This window comes from Burkholderia sp. Bp8998, from assembly GCF_003854235.1.
In the GTDB taxonomy this organism is placed as follows: Bacteria; Pseudomonadota; Gammaproteobacteria; order Burkholderiales; family Burkholderiaceae; genus Burkholderia.
Genome location: NZ_QTQF01000002.1, coordinates 383,512 through 407,294 on the forward strand (window position 1 = coordinate 383,512; position 23,783 = coordinate 407,294).

The following is a 23,783-nucleotide window of genomic DNA, read 5'->3' on the forward strand; positions in this document are numbered from 1 at the left end:
CCATACTGTCTCGCAATCGACGGCTCCCCCCAATCGTCGCCGCCGCCCCGGATGGCTGTCATGCGCGTTCAAAGTGCGTTGCTCTTTCTCGTCGGCACCCTGCTCACCGCGGGCGGCTACGGCGCAACCTTCCTGCTGTCGATGCGCTTTCGCTCGATCGGCGGCAGCGATCTCAACACCGGCGTTGCACTGGCCGCGGCGACCGTCGGCACCTTCGCCGGCCTGTCGGCGGTCGGCTGGTTCTCGCAGCAGATCGGCGCCGCGCGAATCGCCGCGCTGTCGTCGCTGTGCATCGGCGCAGGCATCGTCGGCTTAGCCCTCGTCGGGCGCGCACCGTCCGCCGACTTGCCGTCCGGCTTCCTGGTCGGCTTCGGCTGGGGCGCGTTTCATCTGGCCGCGCCGATGTCGCTCGCCGAGCGCACCAGCGGCGCCGCCCGAAACGTGTGGTTCTTCCGGTCGGCAACCTTCCAGATGACGGGGATCGGCGCGTCCCCCGCGTTCGCCGCGTATGCGATGCGCCTGCTCCACTGGTCGATCGACGACACGCTTTATGCGGTCGGCGCCCTGTGCGTGCTCGCGTCGCTGATGCTGGAAGCCTTCGGCCGCCGGTGTCCGTGCCCGGCCGCCGCCGCGGCCGGCGGCCGCTGGGTGCGCGACCTGCCCGCCATCTCGCGCACGCGCGCGGCCGTGCCGATCGTGATGATCGCGCTCGGCACCTGCGTGTTCTCCGGCCTGATGACGTTCCAGATGTCGTTCATGCAAGGCACGCAAGCGCGTCCCGGCACATTCTTCAGTCTTTACACGATGACGGTGATCACCGCGCGCTGGCTGCTCGGACGATGGGTGAGGACAGCGCGCCCCGAAACGGCAACCAAGGGGCTGCTCGTGATGATGCTGCTCGGCGCACTCGCGATGTTCGGCGCAGCCGAACATGCATCGCTCCAGTCGGTCGCGGCCGTGCTGCTCGGCGCCGGCTACGGCCTGATGTATCCGGTCATCCAGGCGCAGGCGCTCAACGATTGCGCGGATACGCAACGGCACGGCGTGCTGACGTGGTTCGTCGCGTCGTATTTCATCGGCACGTTCGGCTTTCCGTCGGTTGGCGGCTGGGTGATGGTGCACGCCGGCAAGGGCGCGTTGCTGATGCTGATCGCGAGTTGCGGTCTCGCGGCGCTGTCGCTCGCGTTCCTGCACGACCGGCCGGCGCCGGTGCGCACGCAATAGCCGGCCGCGCGACGCGGGCGCGGCTAACCGGGCTTCTTCGGCGCGCGTGCGACGGCGAACCACGCCATCACCGCGCCCGCGACCCACGCGCAGGTCAGCAGCAGGTCGAAGTCCATCATCCCTTCGAAATTCGCACTGTTCTCGAAGCTGCAATGCCGGTTGCCGAGAAATTCGATACAACCGCTGGCGACCCACTGCGTGTGCATGAATACGTGATAGACGGCGAAAGCCGAAGCGATGATGGCGACGCGCAGGCGTAGGGTCGTTTTCATTCGGCGCCGGAGGCGGTGGGATGGTCTGACGCCGATCTTAAGACAACGACGCCGCATCAGGCAATCGATCCCGTGCGAACGTCGCGACCGGCATGCGCGACGGCGAATCGCCATCCGCACAAACCCCGAGAAAACCCGTGGCATCGCGCTTCGGCGCGGCGCTTACGCGCCGTCGATCTGCCGGAGCGTCTTCAGGCAATCCACCGCGAGTTGCCGATAGACCCGCGTGCCGTTCGCCTTCGCGTCGATCTCCGCGTCGCTCAGCCGCCGCACCACGCGTCCCGGCACACCCGCGAGCAGCACGCCACGCGGCACGTCGTAGCCGGCCTTCACGAACGCGCAGGCGGCGACGATCGTGGTCGCGCCGATCGTCGCGCCGTCCATCACGACCGCGTTCATCCCGATCATCGTGTCCGGCTCGAGCGTCGCGCCGTGCACGATCGCGCCATGGCCGATGTGGCTGTTCACGCCGAGCCGGCACGTCTCGCGGATGCCGACGTGCAGCACGCAGCCGTCCTGCACGTTGCTGCCGTCGCCGACGACGATCGCGCCGAAGTCGCCACGCAGGCTCGCATGCGGGCCGATGTAGCAACCCGCGCCGATCCGCACGTCGCCGATCACGACCGCGCTCGGATGAACGTACGCGGACGGATCGACGCACGGGCGCATGCCGTTGAATTCGAACAGCGGCATCGCTCAGAGCACCGCGGCCGCTTCGGGCACGAGCGTGAACAGGTCGCCGACGACGCCGTAATCGGCCACGCTGAAGATCGGCGCGTCCGGATCCTTGTTGATCGCGACGATCACCTTCGAGTCCTTCATGCCGGCCAGATGCTGGATTGCACCCGAGATGCCGACCGCGATGTACAGCTGCGGTGCGACGATCTTGCCGGTCTGGCCGACCTGGTAGTCGTTCGGCACGTAGCCGGCGTCGACGGCCGCACGTGACGCGCCGAGTGCTGCTTGAAGCTTGTCCGCGAGAGGCTCCAGCACCAACGCGAAGTTTTCGCCGCTGCCCAGACCGCGGCCGCCCGACACGATGATGTTCGCGCTGGTGAGTTCCGGCCGATCGAGTTTCGTCACTTCACGGCTGATGAACTGCGATATCCCTGCGTCCACCGCCGCTTCGATCTTGTCGACCGCCGCGCTGCCGCCTTCCGCCGCAACCGGATCAAAGCCTGTTGTCCGCACCGTGATGACCTTGACCGGATCGCTCGACTGCACCGTCGCGATCGCGTTGCCTGCGTAGATCGGGCGTTCGAATGTATCGGCTGAAACGACCGCCGTGATCTCCGAGATCTGCGCGACGTCCAGCTTCGCGGCGATCCGCGGTGCGATGTTCTTGCCGTAGGCGGTCGCTGGCGCGAGGATGTGCGAGTAGTTCGACGCGATGGTCAGCACCGTCGCTTCGACGTTCTCGGCGAGACCGTCCGCGAGCTGCGGCGCGTCGGCCAGCAGCACCTTCGACACGCCTGCGATCTTCGCTGCCGCATCGGCTGCTGCTTGTGCGTTGTGGCCTGCCACCAGTACGTGAATGTCACCGCCGACGAATTTGCCAACTTCGGCAGCCGCCGCCACCGTGTTCAGCGTCGCGGCCTTGATCGTGGAAGCGCCGCCGGCCGACGCGCCGTCATGCTCGGCAATTACCAGAATCGTCATTTCTTTGCGCTCCCTCTTACAGCACCTTGGCTTCGATCTTCAGCTTCTCGACCAGCGTCTTCACGTCCGGCACCTGCACGCCGGCCGCGCGCTCCGGCGGCTCGTTCACCTTGAGCACCTTCAGGCGCGGCGTCACGTCCACGCCGAGATCGCCGGGCTTGACGGTTTCCAGCGGCTTCTTCTTCGCTTTCATGATGTTCGGCAGCGTCACGTAACGCGGCTCGTTCAGACGCAGATCGGTGGTAACGACCGCGGGCAGTCGAAGCGACAGCGTTTCCGCGCCGCCGTCGACTTCACGCGCGACGGTTGCCTTGCCATCGGCAATCGTAACCTTCGACGCGAACGTCGCTTGCGGCAGGTTGGCCAGCGCGGCCAGCATCTGGCCCGTCTGGTTCGAATCGTCGTCGATCGCCTGCTTGCCGAGGATCACCAGTTGCGGCTGTTCCTTGTCGACCAGCGCCTTCAGGATCTTCGCGACGGCCAGCGGCTCGACGCTGTCGTTCGACTCGACGAGGATCGCGCGATCCGCGCCGATCGCCAGCGCCGTGCGCAGCGTTTCCTGCGCCTGCGCGACACCGACCGACACGGCCACCACCTCCGTCACGACGCCGGCCTCCCTGAGCCGCACGGCCTCTTCCATCGCGATTTCGTCGAACGGGTTCATCGACATCTTCACGTTCGCGATGTCGACGCCGGTACGGTCGGACTTCACGCCGACCTTCACGTTCGCGTCGACCACGCGCTTCACTGCCACGAGCGCTTTCAACTGTCTGTCTCCTGTTTCGTTTCGACTGCCGCGGCGCGTCAGCGCGCGGTGTATCCGCCGTCGATCACCAGCTCCGCACCCGTCACGTAGCGCCCGGCCGGCGACACGAGATACAGGATGCCGGCCGCGATGTCGCGCGGGCTGCCGATCTTCGCCATCGGCACGTGCGTCTGCATGTATTCGAACGCGCGGTCCGGATCCTGGCCCATCTGGCGGAACGCGTCCTCGAGCATCGGCGTGCGGATGTAGCCCGGATGCACCGAGTTCGCGCGAATGTTCTTCGCCGCGTACAGCATCGCGTCGACCTTCGCCATCATCCGCACCGCGGCCTTCGACGCGTGATACGCGGGCACGTCGGGGCCGCCGACGATCCCGTACATCGACGACAGGTTCACGATCGAGCCGCCGCCGGCCGCTTCGAGGTGCGGAATCGCGGCGCGCGTGCACAGGAACACGCCATTGACGTTCACGTCCTGCACGCGCTGCCATTGCGCGAGCGTGAGTTCGTGCGTCGGCACGTTATGCCCTTCGATGCCCGCGTTGTTCACGAGCACGTCGAGGCGCCCGAAGCGCGTGACGATCTCGCCGAACACGCGCGCCACGTCGGCCTCGTGCGTCACGTCGAGCGACCAGAACGCGGCCTGGCCGCCCTGCGCGCGGATCGCTTCGACGAGCGCCTCCGCCGGCTGCGACAGCACGTCGAGGATCGCGACGCTCGCGCCGGCCGCGGCCAGCGTGCGCGCGGTTTCCGCGCCGATGCCGCGCGCGCCGCCGGTGATCGCGGCCACCTTGCCGCGCAGGTCGAACAGGTCTTCGATGAGTTTCATTGCGTCTATATGAACGCGTCCCGTTTGCAACAGCTTTCTTGCGTTTCTGACAGACAGGATGGGCTGCGTCTCTATATCCGGCCTGATTGCAGCCGGTCCTGCCGCTGCGGGCCCCTATGAAATCCGCTGACTCACACCTCATTCTCCTAACGAGCTCGAAGCTCGTTACGCAATTCAGGTTTAGTGAGTCCCGGTCCTACCTGGCTTGTCATCACACTCGATTGCTGCGCAACCTTTCGACGTTCACCCTGTGTTAAACGTTGATCTTCTACCGTGCGTAAACCGTTCAGGCCGGTTTCATGCTCACGTAGTCCTTCCGGTACGGCCGATCATGCGCGAGCACCGCCCAGATCGTCCGCGCCATCTTGTTGGCCAGCGCGACGATCACGACATTCGTTGGTCGCCGCTTCTTCATCTGCTCGACCCACGGACCGGGTTCCTTCGCATGCGTCAATACCGCACGCGCACCGTGAATCAGCAGCGCGCGCAGATACATGTCGCCTCTCTGATCCCGTGCAGGTTCACCTTGCCGCCTGAGCCGGTCTGCTTTGGCACCAGGCCCGCCCACGCGGCAAATTCACGTCCCGACCGGAATGCCTTCGGGTCACCCATCATCGCCACCGCGGCAGTTGCCGTCAGCAACCCCACACCGGGAATCTCGCTGATCATCTTCACGGCCCGGTCTTCCTTCTTCCATTCGCGCATCCGGCGCTCGATCTCGGTTATCTGCTCGTCCAGCTTTGCCAACCCGTTCCACTGCTCGCGCAACGTATCGATCAGCGCCGCCGGCAGGCGCTCGGCGATGCGGCCAAGTACGGCGGGTATTTCCTTGTCCAGCTTCGCCCGTCCCTTGCTCATCACCTCGCCGTATTCCGTCAGTAACCCGCGCAGCCCGTTGCTCTGCATCGTCCGAAACTTCACCAACTGCTCGCGCATCCGGTGCAGCGCCAACATCGCCTGCTGCATCTCGGTCTTCACCGCCACCGGCTTGCCCGGCTGCTGCACCGCCAGCCAGATCGCCCGCGCGTCTGCCGCGTCGTTCTTGTTGCGGATGTTGAACGCCTTCACGAACTCCGCCGGCATCAGCCTGACCTCGTGACCCATCCGCGTCAGTTCTCGCGCCCAGTGGTGCGCACCGCCGCATGCTTCCATTCCGATCAGGCACCGTGCACGGTTCGCGAAGTGCTCGAGAAACTTCGCCCGCTTGATCGGCTTGTTCACGATCTCTCCGGTTTCCCGGTCAACGTAATGAACCTCGAAAACCTGCTTGGCGATGTCGACGCCCACTGCGATACTGTTCATCGTGGATCCTCCGGTTGCCGGGAAATGCGTGCATTTTCCACCTGGGCACTTCGATGCCGTTGGCCCGCGAGGATCCACCTCCTGCTTCTGCTCTCACGTTCACGGGTGGGACGCGTTCATTTCAATTCTCCGTTTAATCAGGCGGACCGGCCTCGAACGGGCCGGTCTTCATCGGCATCCGGCGTTATCGCGTATTCGACGGAGCCAGGAAATCGAGGCATTCCCGATTGAAATACGCCGCGTGCTCCACCATCACCCAGTGGCCGCACCGGTTCATCAACACGAAGCGCGCGTCGCGGCAGCGTTCGAGGAACGTCAGCGCGCCGCCGACCGGATTGAAGCGGTCGTCCGTGCCCCAGAAACCGAGCACCGGGCAGCGCAGATCACCGAGCGCGCCCGTCAGGTTCGGCACGCTCATCGTCGAAAGCACTTCGGTCGGCTGCTCGACGCACACCTTCATCCGCTCGGCGACGAGCGCGTCGGTGACGATCGCCGGGTCGTGCACCAGCAGCGTCAGCAGCTCGCGCATGGTGTCGTCATTCATCTGGCGATTGGTGAACAGCTTCACCATCCGCTGGATCCCTTCCATCCGGAAATAGGTGTCGCGATCCTCGACGCCGCCCGGCGCCATCATGATCAGGCCATCGACCGCGTCGGGGTAATCGAGTGCGTATTTCAGCGCGATCGCGCCGCCGAGCGAGTTGCCGAGCAGCACCGCCGGCCCGATGCCGAGCGCGGACAGCTGCGCGTGCAGCGCGCCGACGAAGAAATCGAGCGTGTAGGCGACGTCGGACGGCTTCGACGACTGCCCGTAGCCCGGCAGGTCGACGACGATCGCGCGATGGCCGGCGGCCGCGAATGCGGGGTAGTTGTGCTTGAAGTTGCTGAAACCGCTCGCGCCCGGGCCGCTGCCGTGGATGAACACCACCGGCCGGCCTGCGCCCGCCTCGAAATGATGCAGGCGCAGGCCGCCCGCTACGTCGGTGAAGATGCCGGCCGGCGGCGTCGTGGGGGTCGTCATCGCGGGTTGTCTCCTTCGTCGGTCGATGGCTGCTTGCCACGATGATTGCGCCGCCGGCGCCGGCCGGCATCATCCTTTCAGACTACGAAGCCGCGCGCGCTTGTTCCTATCATCGGGCCACCGAAACGGAGGCTGACGATGAACGGATTCGACTACAGCGGCAAGACGGTGCTTGTGACGGGCGGCACCAAGGGCATCGGGCGGCGCATCGCCGAGCGGTTTCTCGCGGCGGGTGCGCGCGTGTTCGTATGCGGACGCAGCGCGCCCGACACGCCGCCTTCGGCCGGCGGCCGCCTCGCCGGCTTCATCGCGGCCGACCTGCGCGACATCGAGCAGGTCGACGCGATGCTCGCGACGATCCGCGATGCGGCCGGCGGCCTCGACGTGCTCGTCAACAACGCGGGCGGCTCGCCGTTCGCGCTCGCGGCCGACGCATCGCCGCGCTTCACCGAATCGATCGTGCGGCTGAACCTGATCGCGCCGCTGCAGCTCGCGCAGCGCGTGAACGCGATCATGCAGCCGCAGCCGCACGGCGGCGTGATGCTGTTCATCGCGAGCGTCAGCGCGTCGCGGCCGTCGCCCGGCACCGCGACCTACGGCGCCGCGAAGGCGGGTCTCGTCAACGCGGTCACGTCGCTTGCCGTCGAGTGGGCGCCGCGCGTGCGCGTGTGCGCGATCAGCCCGAGCCTCGTGCAGACGGAATCGGCGACCGAAGGCCACTACGGCGACGACGACGCGCTCGACGCGATCCGCGCGACGATTCCCGCCGGACGGCTCGCGACGCCCGACGACGTCGCGTCGGCATGCCTGTTCCTCGCGTCGCCGGACGCGTCGTACACGTCGGGCGCGAACCTGCGGCTCGACGGCGGCGGCGAACGGCCCGCGTTCCTGTCGGCGGCACAGGCGGACACGCGATAACCCACAACGCGCAAGCGGCGTCGCCCGATCGTTTCCAGTCCTAGGGAAGTCATCTAGTTCATTTTGACGATTCCCTGCTACCGCGATCTCCCTACTCTGCCTCTCACGACAACCACAGTCGACCGTCGTCGATACCCCCAGAGGAGACACCATGCATCAACGGATTTCGCGCCGTACCGACAAGCGGGCCACCGCCACGCTGTCGACGCTGGCCGCCGCGCTGCTGACGTGCGCCGTTCCCAACGCGCACGCCGGCAGCACGATCGACCTTGGCGCCGACACGACGCTGGACTACACGTTCACGCTGAGTTACGGCCTCGGCATGCGCACGCGCGCGCCGAGCGGCAATCTGCTGACGCCCGCGAACATCAACGGCGACGACGGCGACCGCAACTTCGCGAAGAACAAGCTGATCGAGAACCAGGTCAGCCTGCTCGGCGAAGTGAACCTGAAGCACGACGACTGGGGCGTGTTCGTCCGCGCGAACACGTTCTACGACCAGGCCTATCATCGCCCGAACTACAACGACGCGCCGGGCACCGTGAACCAGTCCGGCCAGTACAACAACTTCACGAGCGACGCGCGCTACTGGTCCGGCGGACATACGACGCTGCTCGCCGCGTATGCGTACAACACGTTCCATCTCGGCTCGACGAGCCTGAACGTGAAGGTCGGCGACCAGGTGGTCGCGTGGGGCGAAAGCCTGTTCTTCCCGAACATCGCGGGCGCCCAGGGGCCTGCCGATGCGACCAAGTCGTACATGGCCGGCGCCGAGGTGAAGGACATCCTGCTGCCGGTGCCGCAGATCTCGACACAATGGCAGATCACGCCGAACTTCAGCCTGCTCGGCTACTACCAGTTCTCGTACCAGCAGAACCGGCTGACCGCGCCCGGCACGTACTGGAGCTATTCCGACGTGACGGGCCCGGGTGCGCAATTCATCATCGGCCCGGGCGGGATGATCATTCCGCGCGGCCCCGACGACAAGCCGAGCGCGCGTAACCAGTGGGGTATCGGCGCGCGCTTTCGCGTACTCGGCGACACCGAGCTCGGCCTGTACCACCTGCACTACAACGACATGAACCCGAGCGTCGTCACGACGTTCTTCCCGACGCTCCAGTACCAGCAGAAGTATTTCAGCAACATCAAGCTGACCGGCGCGAGCTTCTCGACGCAGGTCGGCCCGGTGAACGTCGCGGGTGAAGTGTCGTACCGCCAGGGCGCGGCCGTGCTCGTCAACACGCCGACCGGCCCGCAGTCGACGCGCGCCAACGTGCTGCAGACCAACCTGTCGGGCATCTACTCGATCGGGCCGAGTTTCCTCGCGAGCTCGCAGTCGCTGGTCGGCGAACTGACGTACGTGCATGCGGGCAGCATCTCCGCGCTCGACGGCTCGACGACGCTCACCAACTCGCGCAATGCGCTCGCGATGGAGATCGCGTGGACGCTCAGCTACAAGAACGTGTTCAACGGCTGGGACCTCGACGTGCCGCTGACCTACACGCACGACCTGACCGGCACGTCGCCGCTCGCCGGCGCGCTCGGCTCGCTCACGGGCCAGGGCGATCACCGCGTGACGGCCGGCGTGACGTTCACGCGCCTGAGCAACCTGCAGCTGTCGCTCGTCTACGCCAGGTTCCTCGGTTCGCCCAACGCGGTCACGCGTCCGCTGTCGGATCGCGACTACGTGCTCGCCACGGCGACCTACCACTTCTGAGCGGCCCGGCCGCTCGTCACCCAGCAAGAAGAGGATTTGTCATGAAACGAACTCGTCTCCCCCTCCTGCGTGCGTCGGTGATGGCCACGTGCGCGCTCGTCGCGACGACGTCGTTCCCGAAGGTCACGCCGGACGACCTGAAGGCGCTCGACGGCACGCTCACGCCGATGGGCGCGGTGCGCGCCGCGAGCAAGGACAGCGGCGTGCCCGAGTGGTCGGGCAAGTGGCTCGGCACGCCGCCGGACGTTCAGTACAAGCGTGGCGGCCGCTACCCCGATCCGTTCGCGAGCGAGAAGCCGGTCGCGACGATCACCGCCGAGAACATGGCGCAGTACGCAGAGCACCTGACGGACGGCCAGAAGGCGATGTTCAAGCGCTACCCGGCCACGTTCAAGATCAACGTCTACCCGAGCCATCGCGACTTCCGCTATACGGATGCCGTCTACAAGGACATCCGCACGTATGCGCCCGATTCGACGATGACGTCCGACGCGAACGGGCTCACCAACGCGCCGCCGCAGGTGCCGTACCCGATTCCGAAGAGCGCGGCCGAGCTGCTGTGGAACCAGCGCATGTCGTCGGCGATCGGCACCGAACAGGCGACCTACGACCAGGCGGTCGTCTATTCCGACGGCAACATCGCATGGGGCAAGGTGCGCTATGACATCTACTCGCCGCGCAACGTCGGCAAGTACGACGTGAAGAGCGACCTGAACAACCGCACCTACGCGCGCGTCGCCACCGACCTGCCGCTGTCGGACCGCGGCTCGCTGATCCTGTCGTTCACGAACTGGGACAAGGCCGGCGCGGACAACGCGTCGCGCACGTGGATGTACAACCCCGGCACGCGGCGCGTGCGGCAGGCGCCCGAGTACGGCTACGACCAGCCGATGGGTCCGGGCGGCTTCCGCACCGTCGACGACGACCGTCTCTTCAACGGCTCGGGCGATCGCTACGAGTGGAAGATCCTCGGCAAGCGCGAGATCTACGTGCCGTACGACAACTACAAGGCGATGGACACCGCGGTCAAGTACGGCGAACTGCTGGGCAAGGGCCACGAGAACCCGTCCTTCATCCGTTACGAGCTGCACCGCGTGTGGGTGCTCCAGGCAACGCTGAAGAACGGCTATCGCCACCAGTACGCGAAGCGCGTGCTGTACCTCGACGAGGATTCGTGGATCACGCTGCTCGCGGACAACTATGACGCGCGCGGCCAGCTCTGGCGCACCAACGTCGCCACGACGCTCTACGCGTTCGATGCGAAGACGTTCTATCCGGGCGTCGTGTTCTATCACGACCTCGTCTCCGGCGCGTACATGGCCGACCGCCTGACCAACGAAGGTCCGATGCCGAAGCTCGATAACAGCCCGCAGTTCACCGAGGCGTACTTCTCGCCGGACGGAATCCGCAGCTCGGGCAACTGACGCGTACCGTCTCCGAACCAGCGCCGGGGGCCGCCCCTCGGCGCACGACGCCGCCCGAGACGGCGGCCTTTTCCATTCGAGGGCCCTACCATGTCCAACCGCTTGCATGCGACGCTCGGCGACGAGCTGTATGCCGCGTGGCACTCCCGCGCGCCGGTCGCGCCGCTGTCGGGGCGGCCGCGCCGGCTGTCCCTCGACGATGCGTACCGGATCCAGCAACGCTTCATCGAACGCCGCGTGGAACGCGGCGAATCGGTGGTCGGCAAGAAGATCGGCGTGACGAGCCAGGCCGTGCAGGACATGCTGAACGTGCGCCAGCCCGATTTCGGCATCCTGCTGTCCGGCATGCACTACGCGGCCGGCGACGCGATCGCCGCCGCGTCGCTGATCGCGCCGCGTGCCGAAGGCGAGATCGCGTTCATCCTGGCGCGCGACCTGCGCGGCCCCGGCATCGACCGCACCGACGTGATCGCCGCGACGGCCGCGGTCGCCCCCTGCTTCGAGATCGTCGACTCGCGCATCCGCGACTGGGCGATCCGCATCGAGGACACCGTCGCCGACAACGCGTCGTGCGGCGTATACGTGCTCGGCGATGCACGTGTCGATCCGCGCACGCTCGATCTCGCCGCGTGCGAGATGACGATCGAGAAGAACGGCGAGACCGTCGCGCAAGGCCGCGGCGATGCGGCGCTCGGCCATCCCGCCGACGCGGTCGCGTGGCTCGCGAACACCCTCGCCGCATACGACGTGCCGCTGCTTGCCGGCGAGATCGTGCTGTCCGGCTCGCTCGCGAAACTGATTCCGGTCACGGCCGGCGACGCGCTGTCGATGCGCATCTCCGGCATCGGCGGATGCGACGTTCGATTTATCTGACGAAAAGGAATCCTGATGAAGAAAATCAAATGCGCACTGATCGGGCCCGGCAACATCGGCACCGACCTGCTGTACAAGCTGCGCCGCTCGACGGTGCTCGAACCCGTGTGGATGGTCGGCGTCGACCCGGCGTCCGACGGCCTCGCGCGGGCCCGCGAATTCGGCCTGAAGACCACCGACCAGGGCGTCGACGGACTGCTGCCGCACGTCGCCGCCGACGATATCCGAATCGCATTCGACGCGACCTCCGCCTACGTGCACCGCGACAACTCCGACAAGCTCACCGCGCTCGGCGTGAAGATGATCGACCTGACGCCCGCCGCGATCGGGCCGTACTGCGTGCCGCCGGTGAACCTCGACGCGCACCTCGACAGCGCGCAAATGAACGTAAACATGGTGACCTGCGGCGGCCAGGCGACGATCCCGATGGTGTACGCGGTGTCGCGCGTGCAGCCGGTCGCGTACGGCGAGATCGTCGCAACGGTATCGTCGCGCTCGGTCGGCCCGGGCACGCGCAAGAACATCGACGAATTCACGCGCACGACGTCCGGCGCGATCGAGCAGGTCGGCGGCGCGCGCAAGGGCAAGGCGATCATCGTGATCAACCCGGCCGAGCCGCCGCTGATCATGCGCGACACGATCCACTGCCTGACCGACGGTCCGCCCGACGTCGACGCGATCACCGCGTCGGTGCATGCGATGGTCAAGGAGGTGCAGCGCTACGTGCCCGGCTACACGCTGAAGAACGGCCCGGTGTTCGACGGCAACCGCGTGTCGGTGTTCATGGAAGTCGAGGGGCTCGGCGACTACCTGCCGAAGTACGCGGGCAATCTCGACATCATGACCGCCGCCGCGGCCGCCACGGCCGAGCGTTTCGCCGAACAGATGCTGGCCGCGACGGCCGCCACCGCTTGAGCAGAGGAGTCACACGATGTCACTTGCAGGCAAGAAGATCACCGTCCACGACATGTCGCTGCGCGACGGGATGCACCCGAAACGTCACCAGATCACGCTCGACCAGATGCGCAACATCGCGCGCGGGCTCGATGCGGCCGGCGTGCCGCTGATCGAGGTCACGCATGGCGACGGGCTCGGCGGCGCGTCCGTCAACTACGGTTTCCCCGCGCACACCGACGACGCGTACCTGAGCGCCGTGATTCCGGAACTGAAGCAGGCCAAGGTGTCGGCGCTGCTGCTGCCCGGCATCGGCACCGTCGAGCACCTGCGCATGGCGCACGCGCTCGGCGTCGGCACGATCCGCGTCGCGACGCACTGCACCGAGGCGGACGTGTCGGAACAGCATATCGGCCTCGCGCGCACGCTCGGGCTCGATACGGTCGGATTCCTGATGATGGCGCACATGTCGTCGCCAGAGCAGCTCGTCGTGCAGGCGAAGCTGATGGAGTCGTACGGCGCGAACTGCATCTACATCACCGATTCGGCCGGCCACATGCTGCCCGACGACGTGACCGCGCGGATCGGCCAGGTGCGCGCCGCGCTGAAGCCGGAAACGGAACTCGGCTTCCACGGCCACCACAACCTCGCGATGGGCGTCGCGAACTCGGTCGCGGCGGTCGCCGCCGGCGCGAACCGGATCGACGCGGCCGCGGCCGGCCTTGGTGCGGGCGCGGGCAATACGCCGATGGAAGTGTTCGTCGCGGTGTGCGACCGGATGGGGATCGAGACCGGCGTCGACGTGTTCGCGATTTCCGACGTGGCCGAGGATCTCGTCGTGCCGATCATGGACGCGCCAATCCGCCTCGACCGCGATGCGCTGACGCTCGGCTACGCGGGCGTCTACTCGTCGTTCCTGCTGTTCGCGAAGCGGGCGGAAGCGAAGTACGGGATTCCGGCGCGCGACATCCTCGTCGAACTCGGCCGGCAGCGGCTCGTCGGCGGGCAGGAGGACATGATCGAGGATGCGGCGCTGACGATGGCGCGGGCACGCGCACTGGCCGTGGCGGCCTGATCGAACGCAATCGGTCTTGATCGGGAAGCTGCAGGGAACGGGGCGCAAGCCCCGTTTTTTCTTGCCGGCGCACCGGATCGGGACAAGCACGGGCACGCCGCTTGCGCGCCTGCTGCCCTCGCCTGCTGACACCACGCTGGCAGCAGGCGGCGCTCAAGCTCGCAGGCTCACCCGTCGCGGAATGCCGCCCATGGCCCATACCGGAGCACTCACCGCACTCGCCAGCCGCGTCGTGTGGCGCGATCCGGTCGAGCGCGGCCGGGCGTTCGGCATCTGGGCCGCGTGCAACGGCGTCGCGATGGCGATCGGGCCAACCCTCGGCGGCGTGCTGATCCGGCACTTCGGCTGGCGCAGCATCTTCTTCGTGGTCGTGCCGCTGAGCATCGCGGCAATGCTGCTCGCAATTCCTTCGGTTTCCGAATCATGTCGGCGCGCATGGCGTGGGAGGCCGGCCGTTCGCCTCCAGCTTCCGGCCCCTGGCCTCTGACCGTCAGACGCCAGCGATCGGCCACCCGCCACATCAACGATGCTTCCCGCCATGCCTGCGCCGTCGATGCGCCGCGCGCGCCTGCAGCAGCGTCGGCATCAGTTCCTCGATGTACTGCCGCGCCTGTCCGCGCGTGACGATCTCGCTGAACCGCCGATGCGCGTTGTCGTGGCCGACGAGCGCGGCATGCGCCTTCTTCAGGATGTGCAGATACGCGATCAGGCTCGTGCCGTCCCGCACTGGCAACGCATCGCGCGGGTCCGTCGCCGGGGTCGCGCTCATGATCCGATCCTCTCCGGGCAGTCGTTACGGCAGGTGGTGGTCACGAGCGACAGCAGGTCGTTCGCGGCACGATCGCGGTCGGTCAGCGGCGCGAGGCCGAACAGCCGCCCGAGCGTCGCGACCACCGAGCTGTGATCGTACGGCGTGTGATCGACCTGCCCGGCCGCGACCCATGGCGAAACGACGATCGCCGGCACGCGCACGCCGTACACGTCGAACCCGAAGCCGCTCGCGTTCAGCGTCGCGGCCGCGCCGTCGTTCGGCGGCGGCGCCGCGCCCGGCCTCACCGAATCGTAGAAGCCGCCGTGCTCGTCGTAGACGATCACGAGCAGGCTGCTGTCCCACACCGGCGAATTGCGGATCGCGTCGTACACGCGCGCGGCGAGCTGGTCGCCGCCGGCGAGGCCGTCCATCGGATGATGCGAGCTGCCGTTCTGGTAGGTACCGTGCACGATGTCGCCGTAGCCGGGCTCGATGAACGTGTAGCGTGCCGTATAGCCGGCCGCGAGATCGGCTTCGAAGTGCGCCAGATCGTCGACGTCGAAGAAGCTCACGCCCTTCAGCGACGCGACCTGCGGCACGTGGCCGAGCGGATCGCCCGACTGGTCCTGGTAGATGCGCCAGTTGTCGTCGCCGAGCGCGGCGAAGATCGAGCCGTTCGGATAGTGGAAGCCATCGAGCGTATCCCACCCGGCCATTTCCTCCTTGGTCGGCGAATGGTCGAGGCCGGCCGATGACGCGCCGTGCAGGAAGAAGCGGTTCGGCCAGGTTGGCCCCGGCATCGACGCATGCCAGCGGTCGCACAGCACGAACGCGTTCGCGAGCGCGTACAGCGACGGCGCGTGCGTGCGGATATCGGCGCCCTGCATGATCGCGCCCACGTTGCCCGGTTGCGGTGGCGCGCCTTCGGAATGCGACGTCGCGTAGTTCGACACGAATCCCGAGTTGTCGACGCTCGGATAGGGCCGCCCTTTCACGAACGGCACGCCGGCGCCGCAGAGCTGTTCGAGCACGTCGGTGAATTCGTGGCACGGATCGGTCGGCATCCGGTCGGGTGCGCCGCCGCCGAACGGATAGACGGTGCCGCCGTATGCGTTGCTGTCGCCCGGCGATGCCGCCGTGATATTGGCGATGCCCGACAGCGCGAACAGATGGTCGAACGAACGGTTCTCGAGCATCAGCACGAACACGTGCTTGATGCGATCCTGAACCGACGGCGCTGCGGGAACGGAAGAAGATGCGGGGGCTGCGTCTGCACTCATGGCGCCTCCTGGCGTCGCGCGACGATTGTCCGGCTGGCACGGTGGCGGCGGCACTGAAAGCCACTGAAAGGAAAGGCACTCCCGCATGCGCGCGCCGCGAATTGCCGACGAGTGTACGGCTACGCCGGCTTGCGCGTAAAGCCGTGGGGGACACGCAGTGGGGGCAGCGCGGTCAACGCCGACGCTCGATGCATGATGACTTCACGTACGGGTTCGCCGACCTGCGCTGTTACGGCGCCTCCCGCCACCTGAGCGGCACGTGCACGTACCCGATGCAGGAATGTCCGCCGTATTTCGCGACGATCGTCGAGGATTTCCTGCGAGACGCGGCCGCTTGAGCGTGGCATGCGCCGCGACCGGAGAAGATGACCTTGGCCGCCGCGGCACTGCCCCGCCGCCAGCGACCGACGAACGGCGCGACCCGCGCCGTCCATCCGGTGTGCCCGGCCGCATGACAGGGCCGGGCGGGTTTCGATCGGTGCGGCGTTGTGCTGCCCGATCGCTACTGCTTAGCGACGCGGTTGCCCGGTGCGCGGCGGACGCGGCGAATTCGCGTCCTTGTGGCGGAAGTTGATGCGACCCTTCGTCAGGTCGTACACGGACAGTTCCAGCGTCACACGGTCACCCGCGAGAATGCGGATGTGGTTCTTGCGCATGCGGCCCGACGCGTACGCGCCGACCACGACGCCGTTTTCCAGCGTGACACGGTATTTGCTGTCCGGCAGCACTTCGTCGACGATTCCGTCCAGTTCCAGCAGTTCTTCTTTTGCCAAACCAATTCCTCCAGACAAGGTGAATGACCGCGGCCGCGGCGAGCTCACCGGCGCCGTACCCGCAACGGGACGGCGGCCGGCAGGATGCCGGGGATAAACTCGTTCAGACGGGCGACGGGCCCGCCTTGCAATCGGAGCCCGGCGCATTGCGGCGGTCGGGCGGTCGGTGGCGGCGGTGCGATCAGCACCGCGCAAAGTCGGGACCGCGCCGCGTGCGACACGGCGACGGTCTACTCGGGTTGCAGCATGGGCCGCTGGCGACACGGCGAGCGCGTCGCGAGGGCGTTGGATCGCACGTCGTACGGACCTGCGATGGATGAGGGAAGCGCACGACCGATGCATCGTGATGACCGCGATGCATCGGTCGTGCGCGTCGGAACGCGCGGATGCCGGCTCGGGCCGGCATCCGCGCGAGATCCGTCCGGTAGCGGCCGCGCACGGGCGGCCGCTACCGACGCGGCTTACACCGGCGTGATGTTCGACGCTTGCAGGCCCTTCGGGCCACGCTTCACTTCGTAGCTGACCTTCTGGCCTTCGGCCAGGGTCTTGAAACCCGTGCCACGGATTTCAGAGAAATGGGCGAACAGATCGTCGCCGCCGTTGTCCGGGGAGATGAAACCAAAGCCCTTGGTTTCGTTGAACCACTTGACGGTACCGGTATCCACAAATACTTCCTTAATACGAATGAATGAACATGCGCCCCTGACGGGCACAGAAAGAATCAAAAGAGGGAGAGACCAACGACTGCCGCACTGTGTGCGGCCAATGATGAGCAATCGAACTTCTTGAAGACTTCGGTCTCGGACACTACGCGGTGCAGGCCAATCCGTCAAGCTCTTTCGGTGCGACGCAGGCGCGCGGCAGTGCGCGCGCCTTGCCTGGCGGGCGTGGGCGGCGATCGGGACGCGAAACGATACGCCCCCCTTTTTCGCCGCGCGCGCCGCGGGTTACCGCGGTTCGAACACGTGATGCAGCGGCGGCGGCGCGTCGCCGTCGCGGATCTTCATCTCGAACGTCTTGCGCGCGACGCTCGACGGCCGCACGTCGGCCGCGTCCAGGTAGAACTGCGCATACCAGTCGCGCATCTGGTACAGCGGCCCGTCGCCTTCGCACAGCAGCGGGTTGTCGATGCGCGTCTTGCTGTGCCAGATGTCGACGTCCTCGTAGAACGCGCGCTGCGCTTCCTTCACGTACGCGTTCGCGATCTCCAGGTTCTGCGCGTCGCTCAGGCCGGCCACCTTCTTCACGATCACGCCGTAGCGCAGCTCGAAGCTGTCCATGTCGATCGGCACGTGGCAGTTCAGCAGCACCGAATGGATCGGCTGCCCGCCGCTCTGCCCCGTCATCTGCGTGATGTGCACGGCCGGCCCGAAGTACGTCGACAGCGCGGTCAGGCTGTCGCCGCCGAGCTTCTCGCTGCGGCCGACCATCAGTTGCGTCGCCTTGTGATCCTCGAACAGGTTCGCGAAATAGTCGATCGGCGCGTGGTGCACGGTCGCGAAGTGCGCGACGTCCGAGATGTTGTCGACCAGTTCGCGGCAATTCGCGTGGATCACCATCTTGTCGACGACCCAGTCCGACCATTCGTCGGAGAAGCACGCGTCGAGGCGCGGAATCGCGACTTCCGGCGGCGGCGCATTGCCCTCCGGATCGTTCCACACGAACAGCAGGTTGTTTTCCACGCAGGTCGGCCACGCGCCGATCCGCGCCTTCGGCGGGATCCGCTTGCAGTAAGGGATCGACGCGCACTGCCCTGCGCCGTTCCACGCCCAGCCGTGGAACGGGCAGACGAGATGGTCGCCCTCGATCGTGCCGAGGCTCAGGTCGGCGCCCATGTGCGGGCAGTACGCGTCGACGACGTTGATCCTGCCGGTCGAATCGGCGAACGCGGCGAGCTTGCGGCCGAAGATGTTCAGCGTGTGCGGTTGGCCGTCCTGGTAGTCGCGGGCGAGCCCGAGGCAGTGCCAGCCGCGCGCATAGCGCTGCGCGAGCGGCTGGGCTTCGATCTTGTAAGGGCGTGCGGACATGCGGGTTGACTCCTCTTTGGGGGACGCGCGGCGGCCCGCCGCGCACCGGGGTAACGGGGGTTCCGGGGGGCGTTCAGCGCACCGGATTGCCGGGTTCGAGCGTGCGCGTCGGCTTGAGCGCCGGTGTCGTCGCGGCCGGCGCGGACGGCTGCGGTTGCCGCGACACGCGGCGCTCGGCGCGCTCGACGCCGAGCCATGCAGCCATCGCGGGCAGCAGGAACACCGCGCCGAACAGGTTCACGAGGAACATGAATGCGAGCAGCACGCCCATGTCGACCTGGAACTTCAGCGCGGAGAACGCCCACGTGCCGACGCCGATGAACATCGTGGCGGCCGTGAACAGCGCCGCGGTGCCGCGTTGGCGCATCGCGTCGGCGAACGCGTCCGGCAACGTCGCGCCGTGGCGGATATCGTGCTGCAGGCGTTCGTACAGATAGATCCCGTAGTCGACGCCGACGCCCACGCCGAGCGTGATCACCGGCAGCGTCGCGACCTTCAGCCCGATGCCGAGCCGCGCCATCACCGCATTGCACAGGATCGACACCAGCGTGAGCGGCACGATGATGCACAGCACCGCGCGCCACGAGCGGAACGTGACCGCGCAGAGCAGCGCGATCGCACCGAAGATCGACAGCAGCATCGCGATCTCCGCGTCGCCGACCGCCTCGTTGGTCGCGGCCATCACGCCGACGTTGCCGCCCGCGAGCCGGAATGCGACGTTCGGCGTCCGGTTCTCGGCCGCGTAGCGCTTGATCTCGTCGACGATGTGCGCGATGGTCGTGCCTTCGTGGTTCTGCGTGTAGATCAGCACCTGGATCGCCTTGCAGTTCGCGGTGTTCATCCCGTTGTCGGGATCGAACGCATTCGAGCCCTGCGTGAGCCCGTCGCTGGAGCGCGGCAGCGCGGCCCAGCGCGGGTTGCCTTCGTTGAATGCCGCGATGAACACCTTGCCCTGCGACGACACGCTCGTCACCGACTGCACGCCGGCCACGCCGCGCAGGGTCATCTCGAACTTCTCGATCGCGCTCATCACCGGGTAATGCAGGCATGCGTCGTCGAAGCCGGTCGCCTCGACGATCACCGACAGCACGTCGACGCCGATGTTGTACTGGTGCGTGATCGCCGCGTTGTCGACGTTGTAGCGCGAGTTCGCGCGCAGCTCCGGCGCGCCGGTGCCGATGTCGCCGATCGCCAGCTTGCGCGACTCGAGCGTGCCGTATGCGAGCAGCGCGAGCGCCACCGCGAACACGCCGAGCGCGGGCGCCGGCCGCGCGAACACCGCGAAGCGCGACCACTTGCCGCTGCCGCCGGCCGCGGCCGCGCGCCGCGCACGCGCCAGCGTGCCGCGCTCGAGGCGCGTGTACGACAGCAGGATCGGCAGGAACACCTTGTTGGTGACGATCATCAGCAGCACGCCGAGGCACGCGGTGATGCCGAGCTCGCGCACGATGTCGATCCTGATCCGCATGATCACCATGAAGCCGAGCGCGTTGGTCAGCAATGCGACCGTGCCCGGCACGAACAGCTTGCGGAACGCGTCGCGCGCGGCCTCGACCGGCGCCGCGCCGCGCACCAGCGCCTGCTTCCACGCATTGGTCATCTGCACCGCGTGCGACACGCCGATCGAGAAGATCAGGAACGGCACGAGGATCGACATCGGGTCGATGCCGAGCCCGAGCAGCGGCAGCGCGCCGAGCAGCCAGACGACCGGCAGCAGCGCGACCACGAGCGCGAGCACGGTGGTCTTCAGCGAACGCGTATAGGCGAACAGCAGCGCGGCCGTCACGAGGAACGCCAGCGCGAAGAACGCCATCACGCCGGCGATCCCGGCCTCTACGTCGCCCACCAGCTTCGCGAAGCCGATGATGTTCACGTCGATGCCCTGCTTCGCGTAGCGTGCGCGGATTTCCTCGAGCTGGCGCGCGACCGCGCTGTAGTCGAGCCGCTTGCCGGTGGCCGGATCGGTCTCGCGCAGTTCCGCGCGGATCAGCGCCGACTTCAGGTCGTTACCGACCAGCCGGCCGATCTGCCCGGAGCGCGCGACGTTGCGGCGCACCTTCGCGAGATCGTCCGGGTTCGCGCTCGAGAACTGGCCGGGCACGACCACGTCGCCGCGAAAGCCGGCTTCGGTCACTTCCGTGTAGTGGACGTTCGGCGTGAACAGCGAGAACACGCGCGAGCGGTTCACGCCGGGGATGAAGAACACGTCGTCGGTCGCGTGGCGCAGCGCGTCCATGAACGCCTGGTTGTAGATATCGCCGTCGCCCTTCCAGCGCAGGCTGACGAGGATCGTGTTCGCGCCGGGGAAGGTCCCGGCGTAGCGCTCGAACACCTGCATGTACGAGTGCTGCATCGGGATCATCTTGTTGAAGCCCGGATCGAGCTTCAGGCGCGTCGCGGACAGGCCGAGCGCGAGCGTCACCGCGACGCACAACAGCATCAGCAGCCGGCGCTGCCGGATGATCATGTCGGCGCAGCGCTCGACGAACGCGGCGAGGCGCGACGCGGGAACGGCTTCAGTGGGGCGTGACAGGTCGTTCATGGATTTCTCGGGTCGGAACGGACGGGACAGGCGACGCGGACGATGCGGGTCGGCACTGCGAGGCGAACGGATGCAGGCGGCGGCAACCGCCGCGCATCAGGACGGCGACGCGGCAAGCGGCGCGATGCCGGCCTCGCCGCCGAGCAGCAGCGCGCCGCGCCCCATGTCGAGCACGGCCGCGAGGCTCTGCACGCCACCGAGCTTGCGCACGTCGAAGGTCAGGCCGCCGTCGCGCGACGCGACGATCGCGCCGCCCTGGCCGACCAGCACGAGTTCGCCGTCGGCCAGCTGGGTCGCGCCGAAGTACGACACGGGCACGTGGCTGTCGACGTGCGTCCAGGTCGCGCCGCGGTCGGTGCTGCGCAGCACGTTGCCGCGCATGCCGTACGCGACCCAGTCGCCGTTCGCGAGCATCAGCGCGCCGAACAGCGAGCCGGCGTAGGGCGACGGCACCTTCTCCCAGGTCGCGCCGTCGTCGGTCGAGCGCAGCAGCGTGCCACTCTCGCCCGCGATCAGCAGGTTGCCGTGGCCGTCGCCGACGATCGCGTTCAGGTGGCGGTCGCCCGCCGGCCTCTTCAGCGGCCGCCACGTGAGCCCCGCATCGTCCGAGCGCAGCAGCTGGCCGAAGCTGCCGGCCGCGAACAGCGGGCCGTTCGCGCTGCCCCACACGGACAGCAGCGGATCGGAATGCGCGTTGTCGCCGTGGACCTCGCGCCAATGCCCACCCGCGTCGTCGCTGCGCACGATCCGGCCGTCGTGGCCGACCGCGATGCCGAGCGTCGGCGTGATGAAGCTCACCTGCGTGAGCGTCGACCCCTGGTCGGGCGTGACCGACGCCGGTCGCCAGCGGCGGCCCGCATCATCGCTGAGCAGGATCACGCCGCGCTCGCCGACCGCGACGATGCGCGTGCCGGCGCGCGCGAGCCCGTTGATCTGCAGGCGGTCCGCATGGATCGCGGTGACCGGAAACGCCGGCAGCGGGCGCGGCGAAAACGCGAACAGCGCGGCGCCGAGCACGAGCACCGACATCGCGAGTCCTGGCAAGGTTCGTTTCATCGTTGTCTCCTGTCTTTGCGTTGGCCCGGGCACGCCAACGCGCTCGCCCTGCCGCTGCAAGTCTCCGGGCCGGCGGTCGTTGCCGCGGCCTCGAATGGTCCCGAATGGTTGACGGCCGAACCGGGGTGTCGGCCCGCCTGCCGGTGCGCGTGCCTCGACTGTCGTTACGCGCCGACTTCGAACAGCGCGGCGGCACCCATCCCGCCGCCGATGCACATCGTCACGACCGCATGCCGCACGCCGCGGCGCGCGCCTTCGAGCAGCGCGTGCATCGTCATCCGCGTGCCCGACATCCCGAACGGATGGCCGAGCGCGATCGCGCCGCCGTCGACGTTCAGCCGCTCGTCGGGGATGCCGAGCGTGTCGCGGCAATACAGCGCCTGGCACGCGAACGCCTCGTTCAGCTCCCACAGCCCGACGTCGCGCACGGTCATCCCGACGCGCGCCAGCAGCTTCGGAATCGCGAACACCGGCCCGATGCCCATCTCGTCCGGCTCGCAGCCGGCCACCGCGAGGCCGCGAAACGTGCCGAGCGGCGCAAGCCCGCGGCGCGCGGCCTCGGCCCGCGACATCACGACGACCGCGGCCGCGCCGTCCGACAGTTGCGACGCGTTGCCGGCCGTCACGAACTCGCCCTGCTCGACGACCTTGCCGCCGCTCCACGACGGCTTGAGCCCCGCGAGCCGTTCGGCCGTCGTGTCGGCGCGCACGCCTTCGTCGCGCGCCGCGCGCACGTCCTCGAAGCCGGCCGGGTTGCCTTCCTTGTCGAACAGCGCGCGCCGCACGTCGAGCGGCACGATTTCCGCGTCGAGGCGGCCGGCCGCCTGCGCGTCGGCCGTGCGCTGGTGGCTCTGCAGCGCGAATTCGTCCTGCGCCGCACGCGAGATCCCGTAGCGGCGCGACACGATCTCGGCCGTTTCCATCATCGCCATGTACGCGGCCGGCTGGTGGTCGAGCACGACCTGTGAACGCGCGCGGTAGCCGTTCTTGTGCTTGTTCTGCGTGAGCGAGATCGATTCGACGCCGCCCGCGACGACGATCCGCGCGTCGCCGGCGCCGATGCTGCGCGCGGCGCTCGCGATCGACATCAGGCCCGAGGAGCACATCCGGTCGATCGCCATGCCGGGCACCGACGCCGGCAGCCCGGCCGCCGCGGCCGACAGGCGGCCGATGTTGTAGCCCTGCGTGCCCTGCTGCGCGGCGCAACCGATCAGCACGTCGTCGACGTCGGCCGGCGCGACGCCCGCGCGTTCGAGCGCGGTGCGCACGACGTGGCCGCCCAGCGCGGGCGCCTCGGTGTCGTTGAACATGCCGCGGAACGCCTTGCCGATCGGCGTGCGTGCGACGGATACGATGACTGCGTCTTCCATGTGTCTGGCTCT

At 67.6% G+C, this 23,783-nt stretch carries 22 protein-coding genes and 2 pseudogenes; 9 read left to right on the top strand and 15 right to left on the bottom strand.

What is annotated here, in order from left to right:
• Positions 1-60: 60 nt before the first annotated feature.
• Positions 61-1,224: an MFS transporter gene (locus tag DIE06_RS04550; protein ID WP_124660323.1), complete on the top strand. Its 1,164-nt coding sequence runs from the start codon at positions 61-63 to the stop codon at positions 1,222-1,224.
• Positions 1,225-1,247: 23 nt separating this feature from the next.
• On the opposite strand, the gene DIE06_RS04555 is transcribed toward DIE06_RS04550, so the two are convergent.
• The 7 genes and pseudogenes from DIE06_RS04555 to DIE06_RS04585 form a co-directional block, all read right to left on the bottom strand.
• The gene (locus DIE06_RS04555; protein ID WP_124660324.1) at positions 1,248-1,496 is read right to left on the bottom strand and encodes a hypothetical protein; all 249 of its coding nucleotides are present in this window, start codon (positions 1,494-1,496) and stop codon (positions 1,248-1,250) included.
• A 162-nt stretch (positions 1,497-1,658) separates the two neighbouring features.
• Positions 1,659-2,189, bottom strand: a complete 531-nt coding sequence (locus DIE06_RS04560) for a transferase hexapeptide repeat family protein (protein WP_124660325.1) — start codon at positions 2,187-2,189, stop codon at positions 1,659-1,661.
• 3 nt (positions 2,190-2,192) lie between these two features.
• On the bottom strand, positions 2,193-3,155 hold the full coding sequence (locus DIE06_RS04565; protein WP_124660326.1) for an electron transfer flavoprotein subunit alpha/FixB family protein: 963 nt from the start codon (positions 3,153-3,155) through the stop codon (positions 2,193-2,195).
• A 16-nt stretch (positions 3,156-3,171) separates the two neighbouring features.
• Complete coding sequence (locus tag DIE06_RS04570; protein ID WP_124660327.1) at positions 3,172-3,921, bottom strand: electron transfer flavoprotein subunit beta/FixA family protein; 750 nt, start codon at positions 3,919-3,921, stop codon at positions 3,172-3,174.
• Positions 3,922-3,959: 38 nt separating this feature from the next.
• On the bottom strand, positions 3,960-4,748 hold the full coding sequence (locus DIE06_RS04575; protein WP_124660328.1) for an SDR family NAD(P)-dependent oxidoreductase: 789 nt from the start codon (positions 4,746-4,748) through the stop codon (positions 3,960-3,962).
• A 286-nt stretch (positions 4,749-5,034) separates the two neighbouring features.
• A pseudogene (locus tag DIE06_RS04580) lies at positions 5,035-6,050 on the bottom strand (IS110 family transposase).
• 184 nt (positions 6,051-6,234) lie between these two features.
• Positions 6,235-7,071, bottom strand: coding sequence for an alpha/beta fold hydrolase (locus DIE06_RS04585; RefSeq protein WP_124660329.1), 837 nt, complete (start codon positions 7,069-7,071; stop codon positions 6,235-6,237).
• A gap of 138 nt (positions 7,072-7,209) precedes the next feature.
• On the opposite strand from DIE06_RS04585, the gene DIE06_RS04590 reads away from it, so the two are divergent.
• The 7 genes and pseudogenes from DIE06_RS04590 to DIE06_RS04620 all read left to right on the top strand — a co-directional run.
• Positions 7,210-7,989 carry an SDR family oxidoreductase gene (locus DIE06_RS04590; protein ID WP_124660330.1) on the top strand — a complete coding sequence of 260 codons (780 nt, stop codon included), beginning with the start codon at positions 7,210-7,212 and terminating at the stop codon, positions 7,987-7,989.
• A 151-nt stretch (positions 7,990-8,140) separates the two neighbouring features.
• Entirely contained in the window at positions 8,141-9,706 is a 1,566-nt protein-coding gene (locus tag DIE06_RS04595; RefSeq protein ID WP_124660331.1) for a DUF1302 domain-containing protein, read from the top strand.
• Positions 9,707-9,747: 41 nt separating this feature from the next.
• Positions 9,748-11,130: a DUF1329 domain-containing protein gene (locus DIE06_RS04600; protein ID WP_124660332.1), complete on the top strand. Its 1,383-nt coding sequence runs from the start codon at positions 9,748-9,750 to the stop codon at positions 11,128-11,130.
• Positions 11,131-11,220: 90 nt separating this feature from the next.
• Positions 11,221-12,003: a 2-oxopent-4-enoate hydratase gene (gene dmpE / locus DIE06_RS04605; RefSeq protein ID WP_124660333.1), complete on the top strand. Its 783-nt coding sequence runs from the start codon at positions 11,221-11,223 to the stop codon at positions 12,001-12,003.
• Between the two features lie 15 nt (positions 12,004-12,018).
• A complete protein-coding gene (locus DIE06_RS04610; RefSeq protein WP_124613932.1) occupies positions 12,019-12,918 on the top strand; it encodes an acetaldehyde dehydrogenase (acetylating) in 900 nt (299 codons plus the stop codon).
• A gap of 16 nt (positions 12,919-12,934) precedes the next feature.
• Positions 12,935-13,972, top strand: coding sequence for a 4-hydroxy-2-oxovalerate aldolase (gene dmpG / locus DIE06_RS04615; RefSeq protein WP_124660334.1), 1,038 nt, complete (start codon positions 12,935-12,937; stop codon positions 13,970-13,972).
• A 226-nt stretch (positions 13,973-14,198) separates the two neighbouring features.
• Positions 14,199-14,396: pseudogene (locus DIE06_RS04620) on the top strand (MFS transporter); the annotation flags it as partial.
• Positions 14,397-14,492: 96 nt separating this feature from the next.
• On the opposite strand, the gene DIE06_RS04625 reads toward DIE06_RS04620, so the two are convergent.
• Both DIE06_RS04625 and DIE06_RS04630 read right to left on the bottom strand, forming a co-directional pair.
• On the bottom strand, positions 14,493-14,741 hold the full coding sequence (locus tag DIE06_RS04625; RefSeq protein WP_124660335.1) for a hypothetical protein: 249 nt from the start codon (positions 14,739-14,741) through the stop codon (positions 14,493-14,495).
• A complete protein-coding gene (locus DIE06_RS04630; protein ID WP_124660336.1) occupies positions 14,738-16,003 on the bottom strand; it encodes an alkaline phosphatase family protein in 1,266 nt (421 codons plus the stop codon). Before DIE06_RS04630 ends, DIE06_RS04625 begins: the two co-directional genes overlap by 4 nt.
• A 188-nt stretch (positions 16,004-16,191) precedes the next feature.
• On the opposite strand from DIE06_RS04630, the gene DIE06_RS38155 reads away from it, so the two are divergent.
• A complete protein-coding gene (locus DIE06_RS38155) occupies positions 16,192-16,341 on the top strand; it encodes a hypothetical protein (RefSeq protein WP_185733341.1) in 150 nt (49 codons plus the stop codon).
• Positions 16,342-16,512: 171 nt separating this feature from the next.
• Here DIE06_RS38155 and infA read toward each other — a convergent pair whose 3' ends face one another.
• From infA to DIE06_RS04660, 6 genes are all read right to left on the bottom strand, one after another.
• Positions 16,513-16,776 carry a translation initiation factor IF-1 gene (infA, locus tag DIE06_RS04635; protein WP_011355053.1) on the bottom strand — a complete coding sequence of 88 codons (264 nt, stop codon included), beginning with the start codon at positions 16,774-16,776 and terminating at the stop codon, positions 16,513-16,515.
• Positions 16,777-17,237: 461 nt separating this feature from the next.
• A complete protein-coding gene (locus DIE06_RS04640) occupies positions 17,238-17,441 on the bottom strand; it encodes a cold-shock protein (RefSeq protein WP_124660337.1) in 204 nt (67 codons plus the stop codon).
• Between the two features lie 282 nt (positions 17,442-17,723).
• On the bottom strand, positions 17,724-18,803 hold the full coding sequence (locus tag DIE06_RS04645) for a Rieske 2Fe-2S domain-containing protein (protein ID WP_124660338.1): 1,080 nt from the start codon (positions 18,801-18,803) through the stop codon (positions 17,724-17,726).
• Positions 18,804-18,876: 73 nt separating this feature from the next.
• Positions 18,877-21,345 (bottom strand): RND family transporter, encoded by a 2,469-nt coding sequence (locus DIE06_RS04650; protein ID WP_124660339.1) that lies wholly within the window; start codon positions 21,343-21,345, stop codon positions 18,877-18,879.
• A 96-nt stretch (positions 21,346-21,441) separates the two neighbouring features.
• Positions 21,442-22,401, bottom strand: coding sequence for a sialidase (locus DIE06_RS04655; RefSeq protein ID WP_124660340.1), 960 nt, complete (start codon positions 22,399-22,401; stop codon positions 21,442-21,444).
• Positions 22,402-22,565: 164 nt separating this feature from the next.
• The gene (locus DIE06_RS04660; protein WP_124660341.1) at positions 22,566-23,771 is read right to left on the bottom strand and encodes an acetyl-CoA C-acyltransferase; all 1,206 of its coding nucleotides are present in this window, start codon (positions 23,769-23,771) and stop codon (positions 22,566-22,568) included.
• Positions 23,772-23,783 lie beyond the last annotated feature (12 nt).

Coding starts and splice junctions, on each gene's coding strand:
- DIE06_RS04550 (WP_124660323.1), top strand. CDS start 61: ATGCGCGTTCAAAGTGCGTTGCTCTTTCTCGTCGGCACCCTGCTCACC.
- DIE06_RS04555 (WP_124660324.1), bottom strand. CDS start 1,496: ATGAAAACGACCCTACGCCTGCGCGTCGCCATCATCGCTTCGGCTTTC.
- DIE06_RS04560 (WP_124660325.1), bottom strand. CDS start 2,189: ATGCCGCTGTTCGAATTCAACGGCATGCGCCCGTGCGTCGATCCGTCC.
- DIE06_RS04565 (WP_124660326.1), bottom strand. CDS start 3,155: ATGACGATTCTGGTAATTGCCGAGCATGACGGCGCGTCGGCCGGCGGC.
- DIE06_RS04575 (WP_124660328.1), bottom strand. CDS start 4,748: ATGAAACTCATCGAAGACCTGTTCGACCTGCGCGGCAAGGTGGCCGCG.
- DIE06_RS04585 (WP_124660329.1), bottom strand. CDS start 7,071: ATGACGACCCCCACGACGCCGCCGGCCGGCATCTTCACCGACGTAGCG.
- DIE06_RS04590 (WP_124660330.1), top strand. CDS start 7,210: ATGAACGGATTCGACTACAGCGGCAAGACGGTGCTTGTGACGGGCGGC.
- DIE06_RS04595 (WP_124660331.1), top strand. CDS start 8,141: ATGCATCAACGGATTTCGCGCCGTACCGACAAGCGGGCCACCGCCACG.
- DIE06_RS04600 (WP_124660332.1), top strand. CDS start 9,748: ATGAAACGAACTCGTCTCCCCCTCCTGCGTGCGTCGGTGATGGCCACG.
- dmpE (WP_124660333.1), top strand. CDS start 11,221: ATGTCCAACCGCTTGCATGCGACGCTCGGCGACGAGCTGTATGCCGCG.
- DIE06_RS04610 (WP_124613932.1), top strand. CDS start 12,019: ATGAAGAAAATCAAATGCGCACTGATCGGGCCCGGCAACATCGGCACC.
- dmpG (WP_124660334.1), top strand. CDS start 12,935: ATGTCACTTGCAGGCAAGAAGATCACCGTCCACGACATGTCGCTGCGC.
- DIE06_RS04625 (WP_124660335.1), bottom strand. CDS start 14,741: ATGAGCGCGACCCCGGCGACGGACCCGCGCGATGCGTTGCCAGTGCGG.
- DIE06_RS04630 (WP_124660336.1), bottom strand. CDS start 16,003: ATGAGTGCAGACGCAGCCCCCGCATCTTCTTCCGTTCCCGCAGCGCCG.
- DIE06_RS38155 (WP_185733341.1), top strand. CDS start 16,192: ATGCATGATGACTTCACGTACGGGTTCGCCGACCTGCGCTGTTACGGC.
- DIE06_RS04645 (WP_124660338.1), bottom strand. CDS start 18,803: ATGTCCGCACGCCCTTACAAGATCGAAGCCCAGCCGCTCGCGCAGCGC.
- DIE06_RS04650 (WP_124660339.1), bottom strand. CDS start 21,345: ATGAACGACCTGTCACGCCCCACTGAAGCCGTTCCCGCGTCGCGCCTC.
- DIE06_RS04655 (WP_124660340.1), bottom strand. CDS start 22,401: ATGAAACGAACCTTGCCAGGACTCGCGATGTCGGTGCTCGTGCTCGGC.
- DIE06_RS04660 (WP_124660341.1), bottom strand. CDS start 23,771: ATGGAAGACGCAGTCATCGTATCCGTCGCACGCACGCCGATCGGCAAG.